23 protein-coding genes and 3 tRNA genes are annotated in these 23,015 nt (G+C 76.2%); 15 read left to right on the plus strand and 11 right to left on the minus strand.

The window, feature by feature from the left end; all coding sequences use genetic code 11:
- Positions 1-285 precede the first annotated feature (285 nt).
- Both KVT14_RS23140 and KVT14_RS09490 read left to right on the plus strand, forming a co-directional pair.
- Positions 286-1,038, plus strand: a complete 753-nt coding sequence (locus KVT14_RS23140) for a helix-turn-helix transcriptional regulator (protein WP_217615440.1) — start codon at positions 286-288, stop codon at positions 1,036-1,038.
- Positions 1,039-1,154: 116 nt separating this feature from the next.
- Positions 1,155-2,702, plus strand: coding sequence for a GAF domain-containing protein (locus tag KVT14_RS09490; RefSeq protein WP_217615441.1), 1,548 nt, complete (start codon positions 1,155-1,157; stop codon positions 2,700-2,702).
- A gap of 117 nt (positions 2,703-2,819) precedes the next feature.
- Here KVT14_RS09490 and KVT14_RS09495 read toward each other — a convergent pair whose 3' ends face one another.
- Entirely contained in the window at positions 2,820-3,425 is a 606-nt protein-coding gene (locus KVT14_RS09495) for a D-alanyl-D-alanine carboxypeptidase family protein (protein ID WP_217615442.1), read from the minus strand.
- 167 nt (positions 3,426-3,592) lie between these two features.
- Here KVT14_RS09495 and KVT14_RS09500 point away from each other — a divergent pair, with 167 nt between their 5' ends.
- The gene (locus KVT14_RS09500; protein WP_168216895.1) at positions 3,593-3,757 is read left to right on the plus strand and encodes a hypothetical protein; all 165 of its coding nucleotides are present in this window, start codon (positions 3,593-3,595) and stop codon (positions 3,755-3,757) included.
- A 24-nt stretch (positions 3,758-3,781) separates the two neighbouring features.
- On the opposite strand, the gene KVT14_RS09505 is transcribed toward KVT14_RS09500, so the two are convergent.
- From KVT14_RS09505 to KVT14_RS09515, 3 genes are all read right to left on the minus strand, one after another.
- Positions 3,782-4,300 carry a hypothetical protein gene (locus KVT14_RS09505; protein WP_217615443.1) on the minus strand — a complete coding sequence of 173 codons (519 nt, stop codon included), beginning with the start codon at positions 4,298-4,300 and terminating at the stop codon, positions 3,782-3,784.
- Between the two features lie 117 nt (positions 4,301-4,417).
- Positions 4,418-6,787, minus strand: coding sequence for a penicillin-binding protein (locus KVT14_RS09510; RefSeq protein WP_217615444.1), 2,370 nt, complete (start codon positions 6,785-6,787; stop codon positions 4,418-4,420).
- Between the two features lie 167 nt (positions 6,788-6,954).
- Positions 6,955-7,617 carry a hypothetical protein gene (locus KVT14_RS09515; RefSeq protein WP_217615445.1) on the minus strand — a complete coding sequence of 221 codons (663 nt, stop codon included), beginning with the start codon at positions 7,615-7,617 and terminating at the stop codon, positions 6,955-6,957.
- A gap of 171 nt (positions 7,618-7,788) precedes the next feature.
- Here KVT14_RS09515 and KVT14_RS09520 point away from each other — a divergent pair, with 171 nt between their 5' ends.
- Positions 7,789-8,115, plus strand: a complete 327-nt coding sequence (locus tag KVT14_RS09520) for a DUF2087 domain-containing protein (protein ID WP_217615446.1) — start codon at positions 7,789-7,791, stop codon at positions 8,113-8,115.
- 24 nt (positions 8,116-8,139) lie between these two features.
- On the opposite strand, the gene KVT14_RS09525 is transcribed toward KVT14_RS09520, so the two are convergent.
- Both KVT14_RS09525 and KVT14_RS09530 read right to left on the minus strand, forming a co-directional pair.
- A complete protein-coding gene (locus KVT14_RS09525) occupies positions 8,140-8,478 on the minus strand; it encodes an STAS domain-containing protein (RefSeq protein ID WP_168216894.1) in 339 nt (112 codons plus the stop codon).
- A gap of 129 nt (positions 8,479-8,607) precedes the next feature.
- Entirely contained in the window at positions 8,608-8,952 is a 345-nt protein-coding gene (locus tag KVT14_RS09530; RefSeq protein WP_217615447.1) for a hypothetical protein, read from the minus strand.
- Positions 8,953-9,058: 106 nt separating this feature from the next.
- Between KVT14_RS09530 and KVT14_RS09535 the strand changes: the two genes are divergently transcribed.
- On the plus strand, positions 9,059-10,099 hold the full coding sequence (locus tag KVT14_RS09535; RefSeq protein ID WP_217615448.1) for a response regulator: 1,041 nt from the start codon (positions 9,059-9,061) through the stop codon (positions 10,097-10,099).
- Positions 10,096-11,748 carry a cell wall metabolism sensor histidine kinase WalK gene (locus KVT14_RS09540; protein WP_217615449.1) on the plus strand — a complete coding sequence of 551 codons (1,653 nt, stop codon included), beginning with the start codon at positions 10,096-10,098 and terminating at the stop codon, positions 11,746-11,748. Before KVT14_RS09535 ends, KVT14_RS09540 begins: the two co-directional genes overlap by 4 nt.
- A 65-nt stretch (positions 11,749-11,813) precedes the next feature.
- Here the strand turns inward: KVT14_RS09540 and KVT14_RS09545 are convergent.
- From KVT14_RS09545 to KVT14_RS09555, 3 genes are all read right to left on the minus strand, one after another.
- A tRNA-Phe gene (locus tag KVT14_RS09545) sits at positions 11,814-11,886 on the minus strand.
- A gap of 41 nt (positions 11,887-11,927) precedes the next feature.
- Positions 11,928-12,001 (minus strand) — tRNA-Asp (locus KVT14_RS09550).
- A gap of 38 nt (positions 12,002-12,039) precedes the next feature.
- Positions 12,040-12,112: transfer RNA gene (locus tag KVT14_RS09555), tRNA-Glu, on the minus strand.
- A gap of 96 nt (positions 12,113-12,208) precedes the next feature.
- On the opposite strand from KVT14_RS09555, the gene KVT14_RS09560 reads away from it, so the two are divergent.
- From KVT14_RS09560 to KVT14_RS09570, 3 genes are all read left to right on the plus strand, one after another.
- Positions 12,209-12,553: a metallopeptidase family protein gene (locus KVT14_RS09560; RefSeq protein WP_217615497.1), complete on the plus strand. Its 345-nt coding sequence runs from the start codon at positions 12,209-12,211 to the stop codon at positions 12,551-12,553.
- A 164-nt stretch (positions 12,554-12,717) separates the two neighbouring features.
- Positions 12,718-14,628 (plus strand): DUF4914 family protein, encoded by a 1,911-nt coding sequence (locus tag KVT14_RS09565; RefSeq protein WP_217615450.1) that lies wholly within the window; start codon positions 12,718-12,720, stop codon positions 14,626-14,628.
- 32 nt (positions 14,629-14,660) lie between these two features.
- Positions 14,661-15,593, plus strand: coding sequence for an LLM class flavin-dependent oxidoreductase (locus KVT14_RS09570; protein ID WP_217615451.1), 933 nt, complete (start codon positions 14,661-14,663; stop codon positions 15,591-15,593).
- Between the two features lie 6 nt (positions 15,594-15,599).
- On the opposite strand, the gene galE is transcribed toward KVT14_RS09570, so the two are convergent.
- The gene (gene galE / locus KVT14_RS09575; RefSeq protein WP_217615452.1) at positions 15,600-16,559 is read right to left on the minus strand and encodes a UDP-glucose 4-epimerase GalE; all 960 of its coding nucleotides are present in this window, start codon (positions 16,557-16,559) and stop codon (positions 15,600-15,602) included.
- A gap of 263 nt (positions 16,560-16,822) precedes the next feature.
- Between galE and KVT14_RS09580 the strand changes: the two genes are divergently transcribed.
- From KVT14_RS09580 to KVT14_RS09605, 6 genes are read left to right on the plus strand one after another with little or no spacing between them, the layout of a single operon-like run.
- Positions 16,823-18,001, plus strand: coding sequence for a polyprenyl synthetase family protein (locus tag KVT14_RS09580; RefSeq protein ID WP_217615453.1), 1,179 nt, complete (start codon positions 16,823-16,825; stop codon positions 17,999-18,001).
- Complete coding sequence (locus KVT14_RS09585) at positions 17,998-18,957, plus strand: squalene/phytoene synthase family protein (RefSeq protein ID WP_217615454.1); 960 nt, start codon at positions 17,998-18,000, stop codon at positions 18,955-18,957. The genes KVT14_RS09580 and KVT14_RS09585 overlap by 4 nt, the downstream gene beginning before the upstream one ends.
- Positions 18,954-20,630, plus strand: coding sequence for a phytoene desaturase family protein (gene crtI / locus KVT14_RS09590; protein WP_217615455.1), 1,677 nt, complete (start codon positions 18,954-18,956; stop codon positions 20,628-20,630). The genes KVT14_RS09585 and crtI overlap by 4 nt, the downstream gene beginning before the upstream one ends.
- Entirely contained in the window at positions 20,627-20,992 is a 366-nt protein-coding gene (locus KVT14_RS09595; RefSeq protein WP_308160992.1) for a lycopene cyclase domain-containing protein, read from the plus strand. Before crtI ends, KVT14_RS09595 begins: the two co-directional genes overlap by 4 nt.
- Positions 20,989-21,327, plus strand: coding sequence for a lycopene cyclase domain-containing protein (locus tag KVT14_RS09600; RefSeq protein ID WP_217615456.1), 339 nt, complete (start codon positions 20,989-20,991; stop codon positions 21,325-21,327). Before KVT14_RS09595 ends, KVT14_RS09600 begins: the two co-directional genes overlap by 4 nt.
- The gene (locus KVT14_RS09605) at positions 21,324-22,196 is read left to right on the plus strand and encodes a prenyltransferase (RefSeq protein WP_217615457.1); all 873 of its coding nucleotides are present in this window, start codon (positions 21,324-21,326) and stop codon (positions 22,194-22,196) included. The genes KVT14_RS09600 and KVT14_RS09605 overlap by 4 nt, the downstream gene beginning before the upstream one ends.
- 8 nt (positions 22,197-22,204) lie before the next feature.
- On the opposite strand, the gene surE is transcribed toward KVT14_RS09605, so the two are convergent.
- The gene (gene surE, locus KVT14_RS09610) at positions 22,205-22,984 is read right to left on the minus strand and encodes a 5'/3'-nucleotidase SurE (protein WP_217615458.1); all 780 of its coding nucleotides are present in this window, start codon (positions 22,982-22,984) and stop codon (positions 22,205-22,207) included.
- Positions 22,985-23,015: the final 31 nt, after the last annotated feature.

The raw sequence follows: 23,015 nt of genomic DNA on the forward strand, positions 1-23,015 counted from the left end.
TTGGACGGCGGGGCCCGCCCCGATGGGGCGCCGACCGTCCGGCACCGGGCGGGCGGCCGGGCGACGCGGGGGGTACCCTCCCGCCGGGCGCGCGCCCGTCGTCGCGCGCCCCGGGGAGGGGTCGGGCGCGCGGGAGCGACCGCCCGCGCCCGCCCGCGCCCGCCCCCGCGCCCGGCCGCGACCACCCCCCGCGCGCGGTGCGTTGCGCAACTGCCTGGTTGTGGTCGCGGCGGGCGGCGTGGCACGCTACGGCAGCCGTCACCCACCCACCCGTCAGGAGGACCCGTGGCCGCCGACCCCCTGTCGCAGGTGTTCGCGGCGCTCGCCGACCCGCTCCGCCGCGACCTGGTGGCCCGGCTCGCGTCCGGCGACGCCACGGTCGGCGCGCTCGCGGCGCCGTACGACGTCTCGCCGCAGGCGGTGTCCAAGCACCTGCGCGTGCTCGAGGAGGCGGGGCTCGTCAGCCGTCGGCGGGAGGCGCAGCGCCGGCCCGCGCACCTGGAGACCGAGGTGCTCGACCTGATGACGATGTGGATCGAGCGGAACCGCCGCGAGGCGGAGTTCCGGTACCGGCGGCTGGACGACGTCCTGCTGGGGGAGGGTGCGGACCGGCCCGACGTCCGCGGGTCCGGCGCCGCCGCCGCACAGCCCGGACGGTCCGCACGGCCCACCCGGCCCGCGCGGCCCGCCGCACCGGCGTCGCCCGCCCCGCACGTCCCGTCGGCGTCGTCCGCCCCGCCCGCCCAGCCCGCCGTGCCCGCCGTGCCCGCCGTGGGCGACGTCGTCGAGCCCGATCCCGAGGCCGCCCCCGGCCCGCGGGTGCGCACCCAGCGGACCCTGCGGTTCCGGATGGACGGCGAGCGGGTGTTCCAGCCGTGGGACCTCGGCGCGCGCGTGGTCATCCCCGACGACGACCCCGCCGAGGACAGCGTCGTCGACCCCGCGGACCGCCGTGCGGCCGACCCCGCGGCCGACCCCGCGGCCGACCCCGACCGCGGCGCCGGGGGCGTCCCCGCGGAGCGCCCGCCCCGCACCTGAGTCCGAACGGCCGCGTTTGCCCGAATCACCCGGTTCGTGGCGCGTGATCCGCTCACGCGGGCTCCGCGGACGTCGATGAGTTCCTCGCAAGGGGTACCGACCCAACGAGGAGCCACGTGTTCACCCGCACCCGCCCGCAGCCGCCGACCGCGGCCACCGAGCTGTCCGAGTCCCGCGCGAACATCGACGCCGTCACCGCGGTCGTGCACGCGCTCGCCGGGGCGTCCACGTCCGAGGAGGCGGTCCGCGCGGCGCTCGACGTCGTCCGCGAGCGGTTCGACTGGGCGTACGGCTCGTACTGGCGGGTCGAGCCCGATCGTGCGCTGCACTTCGTCCAGGAGTCCGGCGACGCCGGCGACGAGTTCCGCCGGGTGACCCGCGCCGCGTCGTTCACCGAGGGCGTCGGGCTGTCGGGTCGGGCCTGGCGGCACCGCGACCTGGTGTTCGTGGCGGACCTGGGCGAGCTCACGGACTGCGTGCGCGCCCCCGCGGCGCAGCGGGCGGGCGTCCGCTCCGGCATCTGCTTCCCGCTGCTGGAGAACGGCGTCGTGACCGGCACGATGGACTTCTTCACCACGGAGACGCTCAGCCCGTCCCCGCAGCGCCTCGCGACGCTGCGCAGCATCGGGGTCCTGGTGAGCCAGGCCATCGAGCGGGTCGCCACGGCCGAGCGCCAGGCCGAGGCGCTGCAGGACATCGAGGCTGTCAACCGGGTCATCCACGAGGTCACCGGCGCGCCGACCGCCGAGGAGGCGCTGCACCGCGCCCTCGCGGCCATCCGCGAGGGGTTCGGCTGGGCGTACGGGTCCTACTGGCGGGTCGACGAGCAGCAGCGCGCGCTCACCTTCGTCCAGGAGTCGGGCGACGCGGGCGCCGAGTTCCGCGAGGTGACGCGGGCGGCGTCGTTCCGCGAGGGCGTCGGCCTCGCCGGCCGGGCCTGGCGGGCGCGGGACCTGGTGTTCGTGCCGGACCTCGGCGAGCTCACCGACTGCGTCCGGGCGCCCGCCGCCCAGCGGGTCGGCGTGAAGTCGGGCGTCTGCCTGCCGATCGTCGTGGCGGGGCAGGTGATCGGCACCATGGACTTCTTCGCGACCACCACGCTGACGCTGTCGCAGGGGCGCACGGACGCGTTGCGCAACACGGCGTTCCTGGTGGCGCAGGCGCTCGAGCGGCACGCGGGCGCGGCCCGGCTGCGCACCGCCGGCGAGGAGCTCGTGGCGTCGATCCAGGAGGTGGAGCGGAACGTCCTCGCCGCCACGACGGTGGCCACCGACGGCCAGCGCATCGCCCAGGACGCCAACCGGGACGTGGCGGGGCTCGGGCAGTCGAGCGCCGAGATCGGCCAGGTCGTCACCGTCATCCAGGGCATCGCGGCGCAGACCAACCTGCTCGCGCTGAACGCCACGATCGAGGCGGCGCGCGCGGGGGAGGCGGGTCGCGGGTTCGCCGTCGTCGCGCACGAGGTCAAGGAGCTCGCCAACGAGACCGCCGCGGCGACCACCCAGGTCGGCGACAAGGTGCGGACGATCCAGCACCAGGTCGACGGGGTGATCGCGTCGCTCGCGCAGATCGGCGGCGTCGTGGAGCGGATCAACGAGACCCAGCAGACGATCGGCGGGGTGCTGACCGAGCAGGTGGCGGTCACCCGCGCGATCCTCGACTGACCCGGGCGCACGGCCCCCAGGGACTGCGGAAGGTGGTGACGGACACGCCGACGGCGTGCCCGTCACGGCCGTCCACTGTCGGATCGCCCGCCCGGGGTGGACCCGGGGCGCATCAGGTCAGCCCTCGTACGCCCAGTGCCAGGGCTCGCGCGGGGTGTCCTCGACGAAGCCGTAGCGGCCGCCGTTGGTGCGCATCCACGACTGGGCCGCGTCGTCGAGCTTCAGGTCGACCGCCATGCCCCAGCCGTGGTCGCTCGTGCCCGGCACCGCGGCGAGGCCGCCCTGCGAGTACAGGCCCTTGCGCGCGGCGACGTCGACCTGGGCCTCGTACGACCGGTACGAGTCGGTGATGCCGATGCTCACGCCGTCGCGCGCGGCGTCGGCGATCAGGCTCTCGAGCGCGTCGGCCGCGGGCGCCCACAGCCGGTGGCCGGTGCTGCCGACCTCGTGCAGCGCGTCGGCGGGGATCTTCCCGTTGCCGTAGCCGGCCAGCGCGAGGGGTACGCCGTCGGCGTCCCGCGCCGTGCCGGCCCCCGCCGCGGCGGAGGTTCCGGTCGCGCCGGCCGCCGCGGTGCCCGAGGCGGCCGGGCCGACGGCCTGCGCGAGCGCCTGCGCGAACGCGGCGTCGCTGGTGGTGGTCGTGGGCGTCGGCGCCAGCGACCCGATGGTCGCCTGGATGGCGGCGATGCGCTGGTTGATCGACGCGAGGCCGTCGAGGCTCATGCGGTGCGGTTCCTCCCCCGGGGTGCACCGTGCCCATCGGCCGGCGGCGGCCCGTCCTGAGGCGCGCGTCGCTCCCGGGGGCGCGGTCCCGCGGGATCACGCGGCAGATCGCGACACGCGGGGTATGGAACCGGGGCGTGTCGGTGGTCGTGCGTACCGTCGTGGCCATGAGGAGTCAGCGGCACGTGTGCATCTGGTTCGACGACGGCGACGGCGTCGAGCTCCTGTGCGCCTGCGGCACCCGCGCGGTCGCCGTGGTGGACGAGGAGACGGGCGAGCTGGTCGTCGTCGCGACGGTCGAGGAGCCCGCACCCCTGGCCGTCTCGGCCTGACCCGGCCAGGGCGGCGGTCGCCGGTCAGCTCACCGGCACCGTGCGCCGCTCGGGCGTGAACGCGTAGAGCACCCCGTCGCGCTCGCCCACCCACCACGCCCCGCACATGACGGTGGCGTCCTGCTCCGCCTCGGCCGGCCACCAGTCGGCCGTGAGCGTCGACACCGAGCGGAAGTCCGCCGGGTCGCCCTGCGCCGGGCGGGGCGCCAGCGGGTGCTCCGCCGACACCGGGACGCAGTCGTCCGGCAGGTCGGCGAGCGCGGCGCGCATGGTGACGATCCGCTCGTCCCCGCCCGGGCGCTGCTTGACCCGGACGTCGGTGGCGCCGTCCGGCGCCCACCCCGGGAGCGAGGCGTCGGCCTTCGCGTCCGCGCCGGTGGCGAAGGTCGTGGCCCGCGGGTCGGGCTGCCGGCCGAGGGCGTTCGCGACCGCGCCGCCGCACGCGCTGAGCGAGAGCGCCGCGGCGGCGGCGAGCGACAACGCGCCGAGCAGCCGGCGCTCGGGCGTGCGCGGCGGGGTGCTGGTGAGCGGGGTGCCGTCCATGCCCTCGACGCTAGGGGCCGGGCCCGCGCGGGCGCGTCGGCTCGGGGGACGGTCGTACCCGCCGGCCGGTCATCCCGCAGGCGGACCCGCGGCTCCGCCCGGGGGCGGTCCCGGACGTCAGGGCGGCGCGGGGGGAGCGGCCGGGGGAGCGGCGGGCGGCGCCTCCGGGGGCGGCGCGGGCGCCGGTCCCCCCGAGGGCACGATCGTCACCGTGGCGCCGGCGGTGGCGGTCCCGGACGGGCTCTGCCGGAGCACGGTGCCGGCGGGCGCCGGGTCCGGGACCGCCGCGGCGACCGACACCCGGAACCCGGCGCGCTGCAGCGCGGCCTGGGCCCCCGCGACGTCCCGCCCGACGACCCGCGGCACCGGCAGCTGCTTGCCGAGCACCTCGTCCTGGCCCGGGGGCGCGAACGCGGGCACCGCCTGCCCCTCCAGCGTCGGGATCATGAACGACTTCCAGATGGGCACCGCGACCGAGGACCCGAACACGTTCCGGATGTACCGCCCGTTGATCGTGATGCGCTGCATCGGCAGCATCCGGTCCGCGAAGCCGACCCACACCGCGGTCGCCCGCAACGGCGTGTAGCCGACGAACCAGGTGTGCTCGTTGTGCGACGTGGTCCCGGTCTTCCCGGCCGACGGGAACGGCGGCGGGTCGGTGGCGGCGGTGCCGCTCCACACGTTCTGCAGCGCGTAGGTCACAGCGTCGGCGACGCGCGGCTCCAGCGCCCCCGGCGTGCAGCCGCCCGGCGGCACGGGCAGCGCCTGCCCGTCGGTGTCCGTCACGGACAGGATCGCCACCGGCACGCAGTAGGTCCCGCTGTTCGCGAACGCCGCGAACGCGGCCGCCATCGACAGCGGGGAGACCGAGTTGGAGCCGAGCACGTTGGCGGGCAGCGGGTCGAACGGGCCCTCGCCCGACGAGCCGCCCGGCTTGTGGATGCCGAGGGCGGTCGCGGTGTCGAACACCCCGCAGATGTCGATCTGCGAGGCCATCGCGATGTAGCCCGAGTTCACGGAGTTCCGGGTCGCGTCGAGCACGCTCATCACCCCGCCCGACCGCGGGCCCTCGGCGTTCGCGAACCGGTACTCGGTGCGGGGGTCGAGCCGGGTGCACGAGGTCCGGAACTCGCTGAACCGGTACGAGAACCGGGTGCCGTTCACCCGCTCCGACAGGCTGTGCCCCTCCTTCAGCCACTGGGCCAGGGTGAACGGCTTGAACGTCGACCCGGGCGGGAACCCGCTGCCCCCGCCGTACGCGAAGTCGGTGCTGTAGTTGACGGCGGTCTCGCGGTCCCCGTGGTCCTCGGTGTTGTTGTACCGGCGGTTCTGCGCCATCGACGTGATCTTCCCGGTGCCGGGCTCGACCGTGACCAGGGCGGTCGCGACGCCGGACGGGTCGTCCGCCGGCACGCCGGCCTGGACCGCGGCGGCGGCGAGCGTCTGCTCCCGCGGGTCGAGGGTCGTCGTGATGGTCAGGCCGCCGCGGTACAGCCGGTCGACCCGCTCGGCCTCGGTCGCCCCGAACGCCGGGTCGTTCCGGATCACCTTGGTCACGTAGTCGCAGAAGTAGCCGGAGCCGGGCACGGTGGTCTCCGCGGCCATGCAGCCGACGGGCCGGGTGTCGACGTGCAGCGTGTCCGCGATCGGCATGGCGAGCCCCGTCGCCAGCTCGTCGGCGGTGAGGTACCCCTGCTCGTGCATCAGCCGGAGCACGAGGTCGCGCCGCTCCTGCGCCGCCTCGGGGTTGCGCACCGGGTCGTAGGCCGTCGGGCTCTGCGTCACGCCGGCGATGGTCGCCGCCTCCAGGTACGTCACCTCCGCGGCGGGCTTGCTGAAGTACCGGCGCGCCGCCGCCTCGACGCCGTAGGTGTTAACGCCGAACTGGGCGATGTTGAGATACGCCTCGAGGATCTGGTCCTTCGTCATCTCCTTCTCGAGCGCGATCGCCAGCTTGGCCTCGCGGAGCTTGCGGGCGTAGCCCTCGGGACCGCTCGCCTCGCGCGCGGCCTCGGCCCCGGCGGGGTCGCCCGCGCGGACCGCCTGCTCGATCAGGACGTTCTTGACGTACTGCTGGGTCAGCGTGGAGGCGCCCTCGGTCCGACCCGACGACTGCAGGTTGCGGACGAGCGCGCGGACCATGCCCTCCGGGTCGATGCCGCCGTGCCGGTAGAACCGCTTGTCCTCGATGGCGATCACGGCCTGCTGCAGCGGCTCGGCCACGGCCGTCAGCGGCACCACCACCCGGTTCTCCGCCCAGAACGTCGCCAGGACGGTGGTGCCGTCGGACGCGAGGACCGTCGAGCGCTCCGACAGCGGCTGGCGCTCGATCTCGGACGGGAGGTCCTCGAAGGCCTCGACCGCGAGGTCCGTGGTGCCGTTCGCGACGGCCACGGTCGGCAGCACGAGCGCGGCGGCGAGCACGCCGCCGAGCACGGCGGTGAGGACGAACGCCAGCACCAGCGCGACCGCCCTCGTGACGGTCATGCGCCGGGCGGTTCGACCCCCGCCGGGTGCCATGTGCGCCACGGTAGGGGGTCCGCGCGCAGGTCGCGCCCGGGAGCGGGGTGAGTTCATCCCCGCCGGGTGAGGGCGGGGCACGGGCGACGCGGTGCCGCGGCGCGGGGGCGCCCGGGGTGGGCGCCCCCGGGGGCTCAGAAGTCGCCGCCCCCGAAGTCGCCGCCCCCGAAGTCCCCGCCGCCGACGTCGCCCCAGCCGCCGCCGTCACCGCCCCAGCCGCCGCCGTCCGCGGCGACGTCCCCGCCGTCGCCGTACCCGTCCGCGCCGGCGTCGGCGCCCGGGTCGCCCCCCGCGTCCGCCGCGGCGTCGCCCTGGTCGGACAGGTCGAACAGGCTGTCCGCGATCGCCGTGCCGACGAACGCCCCGGCCACGCTGGCGAGCAGCGAGCCGGCGATCATGCCGCCCATCCCCATGCCGCCGCCCATGCCGCCGCCCATGCCGCCCGCGCGGTCGAACGACCGCTCCAGCGTGCCCGGCTGCCGCAGCTCCGCTCGGGTGGCCATCCGCGCGAGCGAGCGCGGGTCGTCGTCCGTGGCGCGCTCGGCGGGCGGCACCTCCGCGGCCAGGCCGTCGAGGACCTGCCGGCGCTGCTCGGGCGTCAGCTGCGCGAACGCCTCCGCGTGCGCCTGCTCGATCGCGTCGGGCGGGGCGGTGCGCAGCAGGTACCGGTACCGCTCGACCGCGGCCTGGTCGGGGTCGGTGGGCGGTCGCGCGTCGGCCGGGCGTGCGCCGTACGGCTGCCGGTACGGCTGCTCCTGCCGGGGCTCGCGGCCCAGCAGACGGTCCAGGAAGCCCATGGTCGTCCCCTCTCGTGGTCGTCCCCGGGTCAAACGCCCCGGTCGGGGCGCCGGTTCCCGCGCCGGTCCTCCCGGCATCATCACCCGGTTCTCGCGAAGCCACCCGATGGGTCGGGCGGGCTCGCGAGAATCGAGTGGGAACCCGGCGCGCCCGCTGCCTACGCTGCCGGGGTGGCTGACGACGACGCACGCGCGGGTGCCCGGCCCGCGGCCCCGACGCCCCCGCCCGCCGACCCCGCGCGGTTCCTGGTGCGCGGGCGGCTCGAGAACCTTCCCCGGCGCCGGGCGGACCGCGACCTGGTGCTGCGGTGGGTGGCGCAGGGCGCGCTGCCGCTGGAGGAGCCCGTCGGCGAGCGGGTGCTCACCGACCGGCTGGCGGGGCTGGCGCGCGACCCGGTGGGCCTGCGCCGGGAGCTCGTCGAGGCGGGCCTCGTCACCCGCACCCGCGACGGTGCGGAGTACTGGCGGACCCGCGTGACGGAGTTCGACCCGCTCTGACCGCCGCGGGCCGCCCGGCGTGCGTCAGGTGAGCGCGGCGAACGCGTCCGCGACGGTCTCGTGCGGCGGCAGCACCCGGATCATCGTGGTCAGGGTCAGCACGTCGAGCACCTGGCCGGTGGGCCGCGCGATGGTGAGGTCGCCCCCGGCGGTGCGCGTCGCGCGCAGCCCGGCGACGAGCGCCCCGAGGCCGGACGAGTCCAGGAACGTCGTCTCCTCCAGGTCGACGACGAGCTTGGTGCGCCCCTGCTCGACCAGGTCGGCGACCACCGCGCGGAGCTCCGGGGCGTCGCCGGCGGTCAGCCGCCCCCGGGGCCGCAGGACCACCACGGGCCCCCCGATCCGCTGCACCGCGATCTCCACGTCCGCCCCTTCCGCCGCGCGCCGGCGTGCGCCGACCCGCCCCAGCGTAGGCAACCGCGCCGGGCGGTGCGGCGCGCGTCCAGGTGCTGCGACCCGGCCCGACCCGACGCGGCCCGATGCCGCCCCCCCTCACGCGTCCGGCCGGACCCGGGCCTCGTGCCGCGGCAGGTCGTCGTCGCCCAGGTCGGTCCGCCAGCCGCCGACCACCCGCAGCCCCGCCACGTCGAGGTGCGGCGCGATGATCTCGGCCAGCGGCGTCGGCCAGTCGGGCGCGCTCAGCCGCTCCCGACCCAGCGGCTCGCCCTCGCCGTCCCGGACCGTCAGGGTCCACACGAGGTCGCCGTCGCCGGACGCGTCGGGCGAGTGGACGGTCACCGTCCGGGCCCGCGCGAGGGTCGCGTCGTCGAGCGCCGCCAGGCGCGGCAGGTCCGAGTGGTGCGGCATCGTCGCCTCCCCGTCCGATGACGGCATCATGCGCGCGGCCCTCGCGGCCCGACCGCCGCCGCGCGGGTGAATCTGCGAGCATGGCCGGGGCGGGCCGCCGGGCCGTCCGGCCAGGTGCACCAGCTGGGAGGACTGCTTGACGGGCTCTGCGCTCCGGGTCGTCGTGCTGGACGACGACCCCGACGTCGCGGCGTACACGGGGACGGTGCTGGAGCGCCGCGCGGGCTGCGAGGTGGTCGTGCTGCACGACGCCTCGGACATCGCGGGCACGCTGGCGCGGTTCGACCCGGACGTCGTGGTGACCGACATCGAGATGCCGGGCACGTCCGGCCTGGAGCTCGCGGGCCTGCTGCGGGAGCGGGCGCCCGACGTGGGCGTGGTCGTCATGACCGCGCACGTCTCGGTCGAGTACGCGGTCGGCGCCCTGCGGCAGCGCGCCGACGAGTTCCTCACCAAGCCGGTCCCCGCGGGCCAGCTCGTCGAGGTGGTGCGCCGGCTGGGCGAGCGCCGCCGCGCCGCCCTGGCCGCCCGCCCGGTGGTGCTCGCGGTGGGCGCCCACCCGGACGACGTCGAGATCGGCGCCGGCGGGATCCTCGCGGCGCACCGGGCCGCCGGGGACGCGGTCGTGATCCTCACGCTGTCCCGGGGCGCGCGGGGCGGGGACGTCGCGGACCGGGAAGGGGAGTCGCGGGCGGCGGCCGGGCTGATCGGTGCGCGCCTGCTCCTGGAGGACCTGCCGGACACCCAGGTCCCGGTCGCCGGGCCGACCCTGGAGATCGTCGAGCGCGTCGTCGCCGAGGTGCGGCCCTCGGTGGTCTACACGCACAGCGCCAACGACCGGCACCAGGACCACCGCGCGGTGCACGACGCGACGATGGTCGCGACCCGCGGGATCGGCACGGTCGCCTGCTTCCAGAGCCCGTCGGCGACCGTCGGCTTCCGGCCCAACCGGTTCGTCACCGTCGACGACCACCTGGAGACCAAGCTCGCGATGCTGGCGTGCTTCGCGTCCCAGGCGGGCATCCGGGACTACCTCGAGCCCGACTTCGTGCGCGCGACGGCGCGGTACTGGTCCCGGTTCGGCACCGGGCGCGCGGTGGAGCCGCTGGAGATCGTCCGGGACACGGGCGGCCCGGGCCCCGGGGTGGTCCCCGGGGGTGCGGCGGGCGCGGCGTGACGTCCCGGCCGCGCGACCGCACCGTGCTGCTCAAGCACGCGCCGACGCTCTTCGCCGTCCTGCTCGGGGGCGCGCTCGCCGCCGCGGCCCCGGGGACGGCGGTGACGGACCCCGGCGCGGTGGTCGCCGGGGCGCTCGTCCTGGTGGTCGCCACGGCCCTCGCCGTCGTCGCGGCGCTCCACCCGCCGGCCGCCACGTGCCGCGCCGTCGACGCCTGGGCCGCGGGGGACGGCTGGGCGGTCGCGGTCCCGCTCGCGTCGGTGCTGGCCGTCGGGCTCCTGCGCGCCGGCACCGGTGGCTCCGGCTCGCTGTTCGGCGCGGTGCTGGTGCTGCCGGTCATCTGGATCGCCGCCGAGCCCGGGCGGTGGGCGGTCGTGCTGGCCGCCGGGGCGTCGTGCGTCGCGCTGCTGCTGCCCGCGCTCCCGTGGCCGGATGGGCAGCCGGACGACCTCGCGTGGTGGCGCGCGGGGTTCGCCCCGGTCGTCTACGCCCTCGCCGCGCTCACGGTCAACGAGCTCGCGCGCCGCCTGCGCGGGCACCTCGCGCGGCTGCGCGACGCGGACCGGCTCACCCGCAGCGTGCTCGACGCGGTGACCGAGCAGGCCGTCGTCGGCACGGACCCGGACGGGCTCGTCGACGTGTGGAACCCCGGCGCGGAGCGGCTGCTCGGCCGGACCGCCGCCGAGGCCCAGGGCGTCCTGCGGGCCGACGCCCTCGTCCAGCCGGCGGAGCTGCAGGAGCGCTGGCGGCAGGCCGGGACCGTCACGCCGTTCGCGGCGCTCGTGGCGGACGTCGCACCCGGCCGGCCCGAGGCGTCCGAGTGGACCTGGCTGCGCGCCGACGGCGCGCCGGTGCCCGTGCAGGTGTCGACCACGGTCCGGCTGGATGGCGAGGGGCGGCCCGCCGGCTATCTGTTCGTCGCCACGGACGCCACGGCCGTGCACGAGGCAGCCCGGCTGCAGGACCAGTTCACCGGGATGATCTCGCACGAGCTCCGGACGCCGGTCAGCGCGGTCGTCGGCCACCTGGACCTGCTGCGGGACGACCCGCTCACGCCCGACCAGCAGCGGTCCGTCGAGGTCGCCGAGCGGAACGCCGGTCGCCTGCTGCGGCTGGTGGACGACCTGCTGTTCACGGCCCGGGTGGACGCCGGGCGGTTCCCGCTCGCGGTCGCCGACGTCGACGTGGCGGAGGTGGCGCGCGCGGCGGTCGAGTCGGCGCGCCCGGCCGCGGACCGCGCCGGCGTCGACCTGGCGCTCGACGTCCCCGACGGCCCGGTGCCGCTCCGCGCCGACGCGGTCCGGCTCGCGCAGGTGTGCGACAACCTGCTGTCCAACGCGGTGAAGTTCACGCCCGCCGGGGGCACCGTCACGGTCCGCGTCGCGGCGACCGTCGACCACGTCCGGCTGGCGGTGGCGGACACCGGGCTCGGGATCCCCGCGGAGGAGGTCGACCGGCTGTTCTCCCGGTTCTTCCGGACGACGACGGCGACCCGGAACGCCGTGCCCGGTGTCGGGCTGGGGCTGGCGATCACCCGGTCGGTCGTCGTGGCGCACGGCGGCGTGATGGAGGTCACGAGCACCGAGGGGGAGGGGACCACGTTCACGGCGGTCCTGCCGCGCCGGCGACGGGAGCCGGCGGCCGGCTGAGCGCGCGGACGGGCCCGGGAACGACGAAGCCCCGCGTCGCCTGGGGCGATGCGGGGCTTCCTCGGTGGCTCCGACCGGCGTCGATCCGGTGACCTTTCGATTTTCAGTCGAACGCTCTACCAACTGAGCTACAGAGCCTTGATACGACGACACCGGCCCAGTGGACCGGTGTGATCGAGCGACCCCGACGGGACTTGAACCCGCGACCTCCGCCGTGACAGGGCGGCGCGCTAACCAACTGCGCTACGGGGCCTCGTTGTGAGACCTATTCTTCCACATGCACGGAACTCGTACCCCCAACGGGATTCGAACCCGTGCTACCGCCGTGAAAGGGCGGGGTCCTGGGCCGCTAGACGATGGGGGCTCGCGCCCCTGACGTCGAGGCGTCTTCAGACCGAGGAAGACTCTACGGGTAGGTCTGCGGATCCTCCAAATCGGCGAGGATGGGCAGGTGATCGACATGTCGCGCGAGGACTTCGAGGACGCCGTCCGGGACGGTCTGGACCGCATCCCCGACGAGCTCGCCGCCCGGATGGACAACGTCGTCGTGCTGGTGGAGGACGACGCGCCGGCCGACGACCCCGACCTGCTCGGGCTGTACGAGGGGGTCCCGCTCACCGAGCGCGGCGAGTTCTGGGCCGCCGGCTCCCTGCCCGACCGCATCACGATCTTCCGCCGGCCGACGCTCGCGATCTGCGCCGACCGCGACGAGGTGGCCGAGGAGGTCGCGGTGACGGTGGTGCACGAGATCGCGCACCACTTCGGCATCGACGACGAGCGGCTGCACGAGCTGGGCTGGGCGTGACGCGCGGTCCGGCGCCTGAGTGGGGGCCAAGGTCCCGTCCGGGGCGACCCGCGCGCTCGTAAAGTCCGGGTCAAGCGCGCTCTCGCGACCCCCGTCGCGCCGCGGCGCGCCCCGGGGCACCCCTCGCGGCCGCCCCGCGGCCTCGACGCGTAGGGAGCCCCACCATGACCGCGGACCTGACCCTGGACCTGTCCAGCGTGCACCTGGCGCGGGACGTCCACGCCGTCCTCGACGCGAGCCCCCGCGTGATCGTGCCGCAGACCCGGGCCGAGCTGTACGAGCTGGCCCTCGGCCCGGACGGCGGCCCGACCTTCGCGGTCGAGTACGACGTCGACGGCGCGCCGTACCGGGAGGCGGACATCGCGCGGTGCCGCAACGGCCTCGCGGTGAACTACCCCGAGGACTACATGCGCCGCCGCGACCCGGACTGCATGCGGATCGCGGACGGTCTGCCGACGGACAAGCCCCGGTACAGGGACGTCTACGGCGAGGACTTCGACCCGGTGCGCGCGGAGACCCTCGCGTGGCTCGCGACGCAGGAGCTCGTCGTGGTGCCGTTCCGCGCCGGCGGCCCCGCGGTCGGCTACCCGTCGCTCGCGATCTGCCCGGCGAACGCCGCGTTCTTCGCGCTCACCCTCGTCGACCTGCAGGGCTGGGTGACGTTCGAGGAGCTCGGGCCGTTCGACCCGCGGTCGATCCTGTACGTCGCCCCGCCGTTCCGGCACACCCGGTTCGGCGGCCGGCAGGTCGTCGTCCACGACCGGTCGGAGCGGCTGCACGAGGTGTGGGCCTACAACCTGTACCCGGGGCCGAGCGCCAAGAAGGGCGTGTTCTCGGTGCTGCTCGACATCGGCGAGCGCGAGGGCTGGCTCACCGCGCACGCCTCGTCGGTCCGGGTGACCACGCCGTACGAGAACGAGACCGTGATCATGCACGAGGGCGCCTCGGGCGGCGGCAAGTCCGAGATGTGCCAGGAGATCCGGCGCGAGGACGACGGGCGCATCCTGGTCGGCACGAACGTGGTCCGGGACGAGCCGTACCACCTGACGCTCGGCGAGACGTCGGCGCTCGCGCCGGTCACCGACGACATGACGCTGTGCCACCCGTCGGTGCAGGGCGGGGACGGCCGCCTGACGGTCTCCGACGCCGAGGCGGGCTGGTTCGTCCGGGTCGACAACCTGACGGCGTACGGCGAGGACGTCGCGCTGGAGCGGGCCGTCATCGAGCCCGACCAGCCGCTGGTGTTCCTGTCGATCGACGGCGTCCCCGGCGCCACGGCCCTGCCGTGGGAGCACACGCTCGACTCCACGGGGCGGCGGTGCCCGAACCCGCGCGTGGTCATCCCGCGGTCGTCGATCAAGAACGTGGTCGCCGAGCCGCAGCCCGTCGACGTGCGCACCTTCGGCGTCCGGATGCCGCTCTGCACCCGGGACGCGCCCACCTACGGGATCATGGGAATGATGCACGTGGTGCCGCCCGCGCTCGCGTGGATCTGGCGGCTGATCGCCCCGCGCGGCGACAAGAACCCGTCGATCGGAGAGAGCGCCGACGTCACCGCGGCACTCGCGCACGGCGGCATGGTGGCCGAGGGCGTCGGCTCGTACTGGCCGTTCTCGACGGGCACGAAGGTCGCGGCCGCGAACCTGCTGCTGCGCCAGCTGGTCGAGCACGACCGCACCCGGTACGTGCTGACCCCGAACCAGCACATCGGGGCGTACCACGTGGGCTTCTCGGCCGAGTGGCTGACCCGCGAGTACCTGGCCCGGCGCGGCGGCGGCCGGATCCGGCGGGAGCAGCTCGCCCCGGCCCGGTGCGCGCTGTTCGGCTACCGGCCCACCGAGATGAAGCTCGACGGCCAGCAGATCCGGCCGACGCTGCTGCAGCCGGAGTACCAGACGAACGTCGGCGCGGACGCGTACGACGCGGGCGCCGCGGTGCTCCAGGGGTTCTTCGCCCACGAGCTGCAGCAGTTCCGCACCGACGACCTCGACCCCCTCGGCCGGGAGATCATCGACCTGTGCCTCGCCGGGGCGCCGGTCGAGGCGTACGAGGAGCTGACGCCGCTGCACCTGTAGGCCCCGCGCGCGGCGTGGCTACGCTCGGGTGCGTGACCGCCGAGACGACCCACGCCGCCCGCCCCGCCCGCCCGCGCCTCGGCGTGGTGCTCCTGCCCCAGCAGCGCTGGGCGGAGGCGCGGCACACCTGGCGGCGCGCCGAGGAGCTCGGCTTCGACCACGCCTGGACCTACGACCACCTGGCGTGGCGGACGCTGGCCGACGAGCCGTGGTTCGCCACGGTCCCGCTGCTCGCGGCGGCGGCCGCCGTCACGGAGCGGATCCGGCTCGGCACCTGGGTGGCGTCGCCGAACTTCCGGCACCCGGTGCCGTTCGCCAAGGACGTCATGGGGCTCGACGACGTCGCCGGCGGCCGGTTCCTCCTGGGGCTCGGCGCGGGCGGCGAGGGTTTCGACGCCGGCGTGCTCGGCCCGGCGCCGACCCGCGGCGAGCGCACCCGGCGGTTCGAGGAGTTCGTCGAGCTGCTGGACCGGCTGCTCACCCACCCGGTGACCGACCACGAGGGCACGTTCTACGAGGCGCACGGCGCGCGGATGCACCCGGGCACGATCGCCCGGCCCCGCACCCCGTTCGTCGTCGCCGCGGGCGGCCCGCGCACGATGGCGCTGGCCGCGCGGTACGGGCAGGGCTGGGCGACCTACGGGCCGGTGTTCGCGCCCGACGAGCAGCCCGCGTCGCCGGCCGCCGCGCAGGAGGCGTGGTGGGCCGGGCTCGCCGAGCAGGTCGACCAGCTGCGGGAGATCGCCGGCCGGCTCGCACCTGGCGGCCGGGTGCCGGACCTGTACCTCAACCTCGACGGGGCGCCCGTGTTCTCGCTGGAGTCCGCCGCGACGCTCGTCGAGGGCGTCGAGCGCGCGGCGGACCTCGGGTTCACGGACGTGGTGGTGCACTGGCCGCGCGCCGAGGGGATCTACGCGGGGTCCGAGGACGTGCTGACCGAGGGGCTGTCCCGCCTGGGGCGGTGACGACCGTCAGCGGGCCTGCCGCGCCTGCCACGCGCTGGTGACCATCTCGGTCAGCGTGTGCCGCATGACCCAGTCGAGGTCGCGGGCCGCGGCCTCGCCCGACGCGACGATCCGCGCCGGGTCGCCCGGCCGCCGGGGGGCGACCTCGGGCTCGAACGCGATGCCCGTGCCCTCCGCCATCGCGGACATGATCTCCCGCACGGAGACGCCGTCCCCGGAGCCGAGGTTGTAGACCCGCTGCAGCTCCCGGCCCTCGTCCAGCGCGCGCGCTGCGGCGACGTGCGAGGTGGCCAGGTCGGCGACGTGCACGTAGTCGCGCACGCAGGTGCCGTCGGGGGTGTCGTAGTCGTCGCCGTTGATCCGCGGGGTGCGGCCCGCGGCGAGCGCGTCCAGCACGAGCGGGAACAGGTTGTGCGGGCTGGTGTCGGACAGCTCGGGCGTGCCCGACCCGACGACGTTGAAGTAGCGCAGCGAGGTGTGCGCGAGCTCGGTCGCCCGGCCCTGGTCCCGGAGCAGCCACTCCCCGATGAGCTTCGACTCGCCGTAGGGCGACTCGGGCGCCGTCGGGGTGTCCTCGGTGACCAGGTCGACGTCGGGGGTGCCGTACACGGCGGCGCTGGACGAGAACACGATCCGCCGGACGTCGGCGGCGGCCATCGCCTCGAGCAGCCGCGCGGTGCCGGTGACGTTCTGGTCGTAGGTGTGCAGCGGGCGCTGCACCGAGACGCCGGCGTACTTGAACCCGGCCAGGTGCACGACGCCGGTGACGTCGTGCTCGCGGAGCGTCGCGGTGACCAGGTCGGTGTCGAGGACCGAGCCCTCCACGAACGGCACGTCGTCGGGGACGAAGCCCCGGTGCCCCGAGGACAGGTCGTCGAGGACCACGGCCCCGATGCCCACCTGCCCGAACGCCCGCACCACGTGCGAGCCGATGTACCCAGCGCCTCCGGTGACCAGCCACGTCATGCGACCACCCTAGCGCGTCCCGGTGGTGCTTTCTGCGCGGAAGCGGTGGTTTGTGTTCGGTGCGGAGGTGAAGCGGGCGGGCGGGCCGCCGGCCCGCCGCGGCGCGCCCGGCCCGAGGGGTCGTGCATCCGGTCCCGATGAGGCAGAGTGCACCGCAGGCCGCCGGTGGGCGGTCGCGGCGACCGGCGCCGTGCCCGGCGCTCCGGTGGCGGCGCGCGAGATGCTCAGTATGCTGAGCATCCACTCGAGCCTGGGGAGGACGCGTGCGCAGTGCCCGCACCCGAGCGGAGGGAGTCGGCGGTCTGGTCGCCGACGCCCCGCCGCGCGCCCGCGCGGGCAGCCGCCCGCACGTGAGCGCGGCGGCCACGACCACCGACGAGCCGGGCCTCGCCGCCCGCGTCGAGGACGGCGTCGCCGCCGTCCGGCTGCTGCTCGTGGACGACGCCGCCGCACGCCGGTCGCGCGCGCGGGAGCTGGCCGCCGAGCACGCCGCCCTGTGGCGCGCGGTCGGCGAGCAGATCGGCGGCGGCCGGCTCATGCGCCCGCGGCTGACGGTGGCCGCGTACCTGGGCCTGGGCGGCACCGACCTCGCGGCCGTCGCCCCGGTCGCCGCGGCGCAGGAGGTCCTGCACACCGCGATGCTCGTGCACGACGACGTCCTCGACCACGACGACACCCGCCGCGGACGCCCGAACGTCACCGGCACGGTCCGGCGGCGGCTCGCCGCGCGCGGCGTCGCGGGCCCGGCGGCCGACGACCCGGTGCTCGCGGCCGGGCTGCTGGGCGGCGACCTCGCGATCGCGGCGGCGTTCGACCTCGTCGCGTCGGCGCCGGTCCCGGCCGCCACCGCGCTGCGGGTCGTGCGGTCGCTCGCCCGCGCCGTCGACACGACGGTGGCGGGGGAGCTGCTCGACGTCACCGGCGCGCTGCACGGGCCCACCGCCGTCGACGCGCTGCGCGTCGCGGAGCTCAAGACCTCCGTCTACTCCTGCTGCACGCCGCTCGCAGCCGGCGCGGTGCTGGCCGGCGCCGACGACCGGGTGCTCGGCGTGCTCGACCGGTTCGGCACCGCGTTCGGCGTCGCGTTCCAGCTGCTCGACGACGAGCTGGGCGTGTTCGGCGACCCCGCGACGACCGGCAAGTCGGTGCTCTCGGACCTGCGCGAGGGCAAGCGGACCGAGCTGCTGCGGCTGGCCTACCTGCGCGCGGACGACGCGCAGCGGGCGGTGCTGGACGCGACCGTGGGCCGGCCCGACCTCACCGAGGGCGACGCCGCGCGCGTCCGGGACGTCATCGCGGCGTCGGGGGCGCTGGCGGAGGCGCGTCTGGTGCGGGCGGACGCCGTGCGCACCGCGCGGACGACCGCGGCGGGGGGGCTGCCCGAGCCGCTGGCCGGCTACCTCGTCGACCTGGTGGACGCGACCGCCGGGGTGGCCGGGTGACCGCGACCCGGCTCCCCGTGCGGGCCGCGTCGGCCGCGCTGTACGACCGCACCGCCGCCCGGGCCAGCCGCGCCGTCCTCGCGGGGTACTCGACGTCGTTCGGGCTGGGCACCCGGCTGCTCGGCCCGCGTGCCCGCCGGGACATCGAGGCCGTGTACGCCCTGGTCCGGATCGCCGACGAGGTGGTGGACACCCGCGGCGGCGACGACGCGGCGGCGCTGCTCGACGAGCTCGAGGCGCAGACCGCCCGCGCGATGGCGTCGGGGTACTCGACCAACCTCGTCGTGCACGCGTTCGCGCGCACCGCGCGCCGCACCGGGATCGGCGCGGCCGAGGTCGACCCGTTCTTCGCGTCCATGCGCGCCGACCTCACCGTCCGGGTGCACGACCGCGAGTCCTACCTCCGGTACGTCTACGGGTCGGCCGAGGTCGTGGGCCTCATGTGCCTGCAGGTGTTCCTCAACGCGGACCGCGCGCCGGGCGAGCCGGTGCGCCGGCCCGACGGGCCCACGGTCGACGGGGCGCGGGCGCTCGGCGCCGCGTTCCAGAAGATCAACTTCCTGCGCGACCTCGGCGCCGACTCCGGCGAGCTCGGCCGGCTGTACTTCCCCGGCGTCGGTCCCGAGGGACCCACCGACGGGCAGCTCGCGGACATCCTCGACGAGATCGGCGCCGACCTCGCGCGGGCCCGCGCGGCGCTCCCGCGGCTGCCCCGGCGTGCGCGCGCGGCGGTGTCGGCGACGCTGGCGCTCTACGACACGCTGCTGGCCGACCTGGCTGCGACGCCCCCCGAGCGGGTGCTGGCGACGCGGGTGCGGGTGAGCACGCCCCGGAAGGTGGCGGTGCTGGCCCGGACGCTGGCGGGCGAGGCGGTGGACGCGGCGCGGTCGCGCGGCGGGCGCGGGAGCTCGGGCTCGGGTGCCCGGGACGGACGAGACGACGGAGGTGCGGCGTGACGGGTCGGGTGGTCGTGGTCGGCGGCGGGATCGGCGGCCTCGCGACCGCGGCCCTGCTCGCGCGGGGCGGCGCGGACGTCACGCTGCTGGAGCGGCACGACCGGGTGGGCGGCCGTACCGGCACCTGGGAGCAGGACGGGTTCCGGTTCGACACCGGGCCGTCCTGGTACTTCATGCCGGAGGTGTTCGACCACTTCTTCGCGCTGCTCGGAGAGCGGGTCGAGGACCACGTCGACCTCGTGCGGCTCGACCCGGCCTACCGGCTGTTCCCCGAGCCCGACGCGGCGGCGGGTCCGGGAGCGGCGTCCGAGCCGTTCGACGTCGTCGGCGACCCCGAGGCGAACTGGGCGACGTTCGAGGCCATGGAGCCCGGGGCGGGCGAGGCGTTCCGCCGGTACACCGCGGAGTCGACGGACGCGTACCGCACGGCGCTGGACCACTTCCTCTACACGACGTTCGAGCGGCCGGACCGCGCGATCACCGGGGACGTCGCGCGGCGCTCCGGGACGCTGGCGTCGCTGCTGACCCGGTCGCTGGCGGACAAGGTCGCCGCGACGACCGACCACCCGGTGCTGCGCCAGGTGCTCGGCTACCACGCGGTGTTCCTCGGCTCGTCCCCGTACCGGGTGCCCGCGCTGTACTCGCTGATGAGCCACCTGGACCTCGTCGACGGCGTCCGGTACCCGCGCGGCGGCATGTACACGCTCATCGAGGCGATCGAGCGGCTCGCCGTCAAGGAGGGCGTGACGATCCGGACCGGCTCCGACGTCGTCGCGGTCGAGGTCGACGGCGCGGGGCGCTCGGCCCGGCACCCGCGGCGCACCGGCGTCGCCCGCGGCGTGCGCCTGGCGTCCGGCGAGGTCGTCCCCGCGGACGTCGTGGTGTCCGGCGCCGACCTGTTCCACACCGAGACCGCGCTGCTCGCGCCCGAGCACCGCACGCTGCCCGAGGCCTGGTGGCAGGACCGGGGCCCGGGCATCTCCGCGCTGCTCGTCATGGCGGGGGTGCGCGGCGCGCTCCCCGAGCTGGCGCACCACTCGCTGTTCTTCACGCGCGACTGGCCGGGCAACTTCGACGCGATCCTCGGTCCCGGGCGCTCGTCGCGCCCGGAAGACCTCCGGGTCCCGGACTCCGCCTCGCTGTACGTCTCGCGCACCACGGCCACGGACCCGTCCGCCGCGCCGGAGGGCCACGAGAACCTGTTCGTGCTGGTGCCGTTCCCGGCGGACGCGTCGATCGGCGCCGGCCCGGCCGGGGCCGCCGAGCTCGACTCGTACGCCGACCGGTACCTCGACCAGGTCGCGCGCTGGGCCGGCGTGCCGGACCTGCGCGCCCGGGTCGTCACCCGGAAGGTCGTCGGCCCCGCCGACTTCGCGCGCGACTTCTCCGCATGGCGCGGGACCGCGCTCGGCATGGAGCACACGCTGCGCCAGAGCGCGATGTTCCGGCCGGGCGACCGGTCGCCGCGGGTGCCGAACCTGCTGCACGTCGGCGGCGGCACCGTCCCCGGCGTCGGGCTGCCGATGTGCCTCATCAGCGCCGAGCTGGTCGCCAAGCGGCTGCTCGGCGAGACCTCGCCCAGCCCGCTGCCCACGCCGCTGCGCAGCGGCTACCTCGACGCCGCCCGGCGGCGCGGCGCCTGGACCGACGCCGTCCCGGCGGGGGCGCGGTGATCCGGTTCGCGTACCTCGGCGCGCTGCTGCTCGCGCTGGGGGGCCTCGCCCTGATCGACCGCCGGTGGCGCCTCGCGTTCTGGGACGCCCCGCGGCGCGCCGCGCTGTGCGTCGGGATCGGCGTCGTCGGCTTCCTGCTCTGGGACGTCGCGGGGCTGCTGCTCGGGATCTTCGCGCGCGGCGAGAGCCCGCACATGACCGGCCTGCTGCTGGCGCCGGACCTCCCGGTCGAGGAGGCTGTGTTCCTCACGCTGCTCTGCTACAACGCGCTCCTGGCCTGGCGCGGGATCGACCGGGCGCTGGCGTGGCGGCGGACGCGGGCCGCCGGGCCCGCCGGTGCCGCGGGGGAGGCGGCCCGGTGACCAACATCGTGCTCAACGTGCTCGTGCTCGCCGCGGTCGTCGCGGTGTCCTGGCGGGTGCTGCGCGGGCTGCGCCTCGGGCCCGTCGCCGGCGCCGCGCTCGTGCTGTGCGTGCTCACCATGGTGTTCGACACCCTGATGATCGCGGCCGACCTGTACGTCTTCGACGCCGACAAGATCCTCGGCGTCTACCTGTGGGGGGCTCCGCTGGAGGACTTCTTCTACGCCGTCGTCGCCGCGCTGGCGATGCCGGTGCTGTGGACCGTGCTGGAGCGCCGGTCCGCGGCGCGCGCGTCGGCGGCGCCCGGCGCCGGGGCCCCGGGGGACGTCGCGTGAGGCAGGTGCTCGCGGCCTCGCGGCCGTTCTCGTGGATCAACACCGCCTACCCGTTCGCCGCCGGCTACCTGCTGGCGACCGACGGGCGGGTCGACCTCACGTTCGTCATCGGGACGCTGTTCTTCCTGATCCCGTACAACCTGCTCATGTACGGCGTGAACGACGTGTTCGACTACGCCTCCGACCTGCAGAACCCGCGCAAGGGCGGCATCGAGGGGGCGCTCGCCGACCCGGCGGTGGCGCGGGTCGTGCACCGGCGGATCCTGTGGGCGAGCGCGCTGTCGGTGCTGCCCTTCCTGGTCTACCTGCTCGCGGTCGGGTCCCTCGCGGCCGGGCTGACGCTGCTGCTGGTGGTGTTCCTCGTCGTCGCGTACTCGGCGCCGGTGCTGCGGTTCAAGGAGCGCCCGGTCCTCGACTCGGCGACCTCCGCGATGCACTTCGTCGGTCCGCTGCTCTACGCGCTGGTGCTCGTCGGGGCCGACCTCGGGTCCCGGTCGGTGTGGCCGGTGCTGGTGGCGTTCGTGCTGTGGGGCATGGCGTCGCACGCGTTCGGCGCCGTGCAGGACGTGCGGGCCGACCGCGAGGGCGGGATCGGCTCGGTCGCGACGGTGCTCGGCGCGCACGCGACCGTCGTGCTCGCGACGGGCGCGTACGTGCTGGCCGCCGCCGTGCTGCTGGTGCTGCCGTGGCCGGGGTGGCTCGCCGCGGTGCTGCCCCTCGTCTACGCCGCGAGCACCGCGCGCTTCTGGTCCGTGCGGGACGAGGACTGCGAGCGGGCCAACGCCGGGTGGTGGACGTTCCTGTGGCTCAACCTCGTCGTCGGGTTCCTCGTGACGATGCTGCTGATCGCGATCGCGCTCACCACCTAGCCCGCGGGTCAGACCCCGGGCCCCAGCGGTGCGTGCAGCTCCGGGAGGGGCGCGTCCGCCTCGAACGCCGGCGCGTGCAGCAGCGTCACCGTCGCCCAGCCGCGCAGGAGCAGGCCCGCGTCGGTCTCCGACTCCTGCGACGCGGCCAGCTCGGAGTACGTGAGCATGAGGTTGCCGTGCTCGACCTCGTGCACCCGCGCCTGCACCGCGCCGAACGCGGCGAGCGGCGCCCGGCGCAGCCCGCGCACCTCGGCGAGCGGGCGGTCGGGGACGTTGAGGTTCACCACCCGGTCGCGCTGCTGCGGCTGGTCGAGCATCCAGCGGAGCACGTGCGTGGTGTACGCCTCGGCGGTGGCCCAGTGCTGCGGCCGGGCGTCGCCGAGCGACACCGCGAGCCCGCGGATGCCGTGCGTGGCCGCCGACAGCGCGGCGCCGACCGTGCCGGAGTGCAGCACGGCGTGCCCGGTGTTGGCGCCGCGGTTCACGCCGGACAGCAGCAGGTCCGGCTCCGGGCCGAACCCGCCGTGCGCCGCGACGAACGCGATCAGCGCCGGGGCCGCCCGGACCGCGAACGAGTCGACGCCGTCGGGCAGGCCGGGGGCGTCCTTGCGGTCGACCACCAGCCGCCCGTCGTGCTCGGCGCCGAGCAGCGAGGCGCTCGCGCCGGACGAGTCCCGCGCGGGCGCCGCGACCACCACCTCGTCCGCGCCGGCGGCCAGCGCCGCGCGGGCCAGGACGGCCAGCCCCTCGGACTCGATCCCGTCGTCGTTCGTCACCAGGACGCGCATGGTCGCTCCTCCTCGTCCCCGGCCGCACCGG

The sequence above is a fragment of the Cellulomonas sp. GbtcB1 genome (genome assembly GCF_019091725.1).
Taxonomy (GTDB): domain Bacteria; phylum Actinomycetota; class Actinomycetes; order Actinomycetales; family Cellulomonadaceae; genus Cellulomonas.